Raw genomic sequence first — 4,123 nt, forward strand, 5'->3', positions numbered from 1 at the left:
CGCGCTGGCGCGGACCACCGTGCTGCGCCAGCGCGGCGCGGACCTCGGCCACCGCATCGCCGCCGCGCACCACGACCTCGCCGCACGGCTGCCCGCGACGGCCTCGGTGCAGGTCGGGATGGACACCCCGCAGCTCGACCCGGCCGTGCTCCGCGACGCCGGCGACCGCCTGCGCGCCGACGTCGACGCCGTCCTCGGCCCGGCCGCCGACGGCGGCTGGTGGGCGCTGGGCCTGCGCGACCCGCACCACGCCGTGCACGTGCGCGACGTGCCGACCTCCCGGGCCGACACCGGCGAGCGCACCCTGCACGCGCTGCGCGCCGCCGGCCTGCGCGTCGGGCTGCTGCCCGAGCTGCGCGACGTCGACACCATGGCCGACGCGGTGGCCGTCGCCCGGGACGCGCCCGGCACCCGGTTCGCGGCCGCGCTCGCCGCCCTCCCGCTCATCGCGGGGCGGGCGTCGTGACGGCGTCACTCACGGCCGCGCCGACCACGACCGCGTTCGACGCCGTGCTGCGCGGTGCCCCGGCCCGGATGCTGCGCAGCGACGGCGTCGAGGTCGCGCTGGACGCCCGGCGCTGGCGGGCCCCGGCGTCCGGCGCCGACCGGTGGCTGCTCGACCGCTGCACCGGCCCGGCGATCGACCTCGGCTGCGGGCCCGGCCGGCTGGTCGCCGCGCTGGTCGAGCGCGGCGTCCCGGCGCTGGGCGTCGACGTCTCGGACGTTGCCCGGCGGCAGTGCCGGGTGCGGCGGGCGCCGATGACCCATCGGGACGTCTTCGCCGCGCTGCCCGCCGAGGGCCGCTGGGACCACGTGCTGCTCGCCGACGGGAACATCGGCATCGGCGGCGATCCGGCGCGCCTGCTGCGCCGCGCCGCCGAGCTGCTGCGCCCGGGGGGATCCGCGCTGGTGGAGACCGATCCCCGGGCGGACCTGCTGTGGCGCGGGACGGTGCGCGTGCGCACGCCGCACGGGTCCGGCCCGGCGCAGCCGTGGGCCTGCGCCGGGGCGGACGCCCTGGCCGCGCTGGCCGGCCCGGTCGGGCTCGTCCGCACCGCGGCGCACGTCGGGGCGCGCTGTTTCGTGGAGCTGCGCTCGGTCGGGGTCGGGTCGTGACCCGCACCGGAGCTCGGTACGGGTGGCCGGCGGGGCTGTGGCGGGCGCTGGAACGCCGCCGCCCGCCGCTGCCCCGCTACCGCAGCCCCGTGCGCGGGCCGTGGCTCACCGCGGTGCTCGGCCTGGTGCTGCTGGTCGGGATGCCGGTCGTGGTGCTGACCGGGCTGCTGGACCGGGTCGCCTACGGCTCCGCGCCCATCCCCGCCGACGTCGGGCTCCTGCAGCTCCCACCGTTCGACTGGCCCACCTCCCCGGCCTGGCTGTTCCGCCTCACCCAGGGCACCCACGTGCTGCTCGGGCTGGTGCTGGTGCCGGTCGTGCTGGCGAAGCTCTGGTCGGTGGCGCCGAAGCTGACCGCGTGGCCGCCGGCCCGCTCGCTGCTCGACGCCGTGGAACGCGTGACCGTGCTGCTGCTGGTGGGCAGCGCGCTGTTCGAGATCGTCACCGGGCTGCTCAACATCCAGTACGACTACGTGTTCGGGTTCAGCTTCTACGCCGCCCACTACGTCGGCGCCTGGGTGTTCATCGGCGCGCTGGTCGCGCACGTCGTGCTGCGGTTCCCGGCCCTGCGCCGCGGGCTGCGCTCGCGGTCGCTGCGGGTCGAGCTGCGCACCCCGCTGGCGGCAACCGCGCCCGACCCCGACGTCGAATCCGAGCTGGTCGCGACCGACCCGCTGCCCCCGACGATCAGCCGCCGGGGGGCGCTGGCCCTGGTCGGCGGCGGTTCGCTGCTGGTCGCCGGGCTGTCGGTGGGCCAGGTGCTGGACGGGCCGCTGCGCTCCACCGCGCTGCTGCTGCCACGTGGGCGGACCACCGCGGCCGCCGACGGCGGGCCGAACGACTTCCCGGTCAACCGGACGTTCGCCGCCTCCGGTATCGACCCGGCCGCGACCGGCGCGGCCTGGCGGCTGGAGCTGGCCGGAGCCCGCACGGTGCTGCTCGACCGGTCCGCGCTGGCCGCGATGGCCCGGCACACGGTCGCGCTGCCCATCGCCTGCGTGGAGGGCTGGTCGACCGAGCAGACCTGGACCGGTCTGCCGCTGCGCGACCTGGCCGCGCTGGCCGGGCTGCCCTCGCCGACGTCGGCGCTGGTCCGCTCGATCGAGCAGGGGCCCTTCGCGGCGGCCGAGCTGACCGCCGGGCAGGTGCTGCACCCGGACGCGCTGCTGGCACTGCGGGTCAACGGCGCGGACCTCTCCCCTGACCACGGCTTCCCGGCCCGGATCGTCGTGCCCGCGCTGCCCGGGGTGCGCTGCACCAAGTGGGTCGGCTCCATCGCGTTCCGGGGTGCCTGATGCGCCCCGCCGTCCTGGTGCTGTGCCTCGCGGTGAGCGGCTACGCAGTGACGATCGTGCTCGACGACCCGGCGCTGCCGCGGATGCTGCTGTGGTTCCTGGCGGTCGTCGTGCTGCACGACGGCGTCCTGCTGCCGCTGTACTCGGGGGCCGACCGGGCGCTGGTGCGGCTGTCGGCGGCGCGGCGCACCCGCGTGCCCCTGGTCAACCACGTGCGGGTGCCCGTGCTGGGCGCCGGGCTGGCGCTGCTGCTGTTCCTGCCCGGGATCATCGGCCAGGGCGGCGACGTGCACCTCGGGGCGACCGGCCTCGACCAGCGGCCCTACCTCGGCAACTGGCTGCTGCTCGTCGCGGCCATGGGCGCGGTGTCGGCGACGGTCTACGCCGTGCGGGTGCTGCGCGCCGGCGGATGTTCGCGGATCGACAGATCCGGACCGGCCGGACCGCCATAGCGTCGCGGGGTGCGCATTCTGATCACCGGCGGCGCCGGGTTCATCGGCTCCCACATCGCCGACCGGCTGCGGGCCGGCGGGCACGAGGTCCGGCTGCTCGACGCCCTGCTGCCGCAGGCCCACGGCGACGGGCCGGTGCCCGACGCCGACCTGGTCCGCGGCGACGTGCGGGACGCCGGGCTGCTCGCCACGCTGCTGCGTGGCGTCGACGCCGTCTGCCACCAGGCGGCGATGGTCGGGCACGGGCTCGACCCGTCCGACGCCCCGGACTACGCCGCGCACAACGACCTGGGCACCGCCGTGCTGCTGGCCGCGATGCACGCCGCGGGCGTGCGGCGGCTGGTGCTGGCCGGCTCGATGGTCGTCTACGGCGAGGGCCGCTACGACTGCCCCGAGCACGGCGTCGTGCGCCCGGGTCCGCGCGCGGTCGCCGACCTCGACGCCGGCCGGTACGAGCCGCGCTGCCCGACCTGCGGGCGGGACCTGGCGGCCGGCCTCGTCGACGAGGACGCCCCGATCGACCCGCGCAGCACCTATGCCGCGACCAAGGCGGCCCAGGAGTTCCTGGTGTCGGCGTGGGCGCGGCAGACCGGGGGCGGCGCGTGGTCGCTGCGCTACCACAACGTCTACGGGCCCCGGATGCCGCGCGACACCCCCTACGCCGGCGTCGCGTCGATCTTCCGGTCGGCGCTGGAGCGGGGCGAGGCGCCCCGGCTGCTGGAGGACGGCCGGCAGCGCCGCGACTTCGTGCACGTCACCGACGTGGCGGCGGCCAACGCGCTGGCGCTGGCCACCGACCCGCCGCCCGGCGCGCTGACCGCGGTCAACGTCTGCTCCGGCGAGCCGCACACCGTCGGCGACCTGGCGGCGGCGCTCAGCGCGGCCACCGGCGGACCCGAGCCGGTCGTCGTCGGCGGGGCCAGGCCGGGCGACGTCCGCCACGTCGTGGCCGACCCGGCGCGGGCGGCCGACCTGCTCGGCTACCGGGCCGCCACCGGGTTCGCGGAGGGGATGCGCCGGTTCGCGACCGACCCGCTGCGCGCACCGGTCGCGCCGCGGCTCACCACACCGTCAGCAGCAGGTGGTTGACCAGCAGCGCCAGCGCGACCTGGGCCGCGAGCCACGTCCGCGGCCGGGGCAGCAGGGCGCACGGGACGACCAGCCACACCGCGAACGGCAGCCAGATCCGCTCGACCTCCGCCTTCGACAACCCCGACAGGTCGGCGAGCAGCAGCGCGGCCAGCGCCGCCGCGGCCAGCA

General features: G+C 77.7%; 5 protein-coding genes and 1 pseudogene. 5 read left to right on the plus strand and 1 reads right to left on the minus strand.

Going from position 1 to position 4,123, the window contains the following annotated elements; all coding sequences use genetic code 11:
• The 5 genes from KIK08_RS37625 to KIK08_RS37645 form a co-directional block, all read left to right on the plus strand.
• The coding region (locus tag KIK08_RS37625; RefSeq protein ID WP_214408089.1) for a TIGR04282 family arsenosugar biosynthesis glycosyltransferase at positions 1–466 on the plus strand (466 nt) is incomplete at its 5' end.
• On the plus strand, positions 463–1,116 hold the full coding sequence (locus tag KIK08_RS37630; protein WP_308258144.1) for a class I SAM-dependent methyltransferase: 654 nt from the start codon (positions 463–465) through the stop codon (positions 1,114–1,116). The genes KIK08_RS37625 and KIK08_RS37630, both read left to right, overlap by 4 nt.
• Positions 1,113–2,411 (plus strand): molybdopterin-dependent oxidoreductase, encoded by a 1,299-nt coding sequence (locus tag KIK08_RS41400; RefSeq protein ID WP_308258145.1) that lies wholly within the window; start codon positions 1,113–1,115, stop codon positions 2,409–2,411. The genes KIK08_RS37630 and KIK08_RS41400 overlap by 4 nt, the downstream gene beginning before the upstream one ends.
• Complete coding sequence (locus KIK08_RS37640; protein ID WP_214408090.1) at positions 2,411–2,863, plus strand: hypothetical protein; 453 nt, start codon at positions 2,411–2,413, stop codon at positions 2,861–2,863. Before KIK08_RS41400 ends, KIK08_RS37640 begins: the two co-directional genes overlap by 1 nt.
• A gap of 9 nt (positions 2,864–2,872) precedes the next feature.
• Positions 2,873–3,952, plus strand: a complete 1,080-nt coding sequence (locus KIK08_RS37645) for an NAD-dependent epimerase/dehydratase family protein (protein WP_214408091.1) — start codon at positions 2,873–2,875, stop codon at positions 3,950–3,952.
• On the opposite strand, the pseudogene KIK08_RS37650 reads toward KIK08_RS37645, so the two are convergent.
• Positions 3,924–4,123 (minus strand): annotated as a pseudogene (locus KIK08_RS37650) (hypothetical protein); the annotation flags it as partial. The gene KIK08_RS37645 and the pseudogene KIK08_RS37650 sit on opposite strands and share 29 nt — an antisense overlap.

This window comes from Pseudonocardia lacus (assembly GCF_018531445.1).
GTDB classification, from domain to species: Bacteria; Actinomycetota; Actinomycetes; order Mycobacteriales; family Pseudonocardiaceae; genus Pseudonocardia; species Pseudonocardia lacus.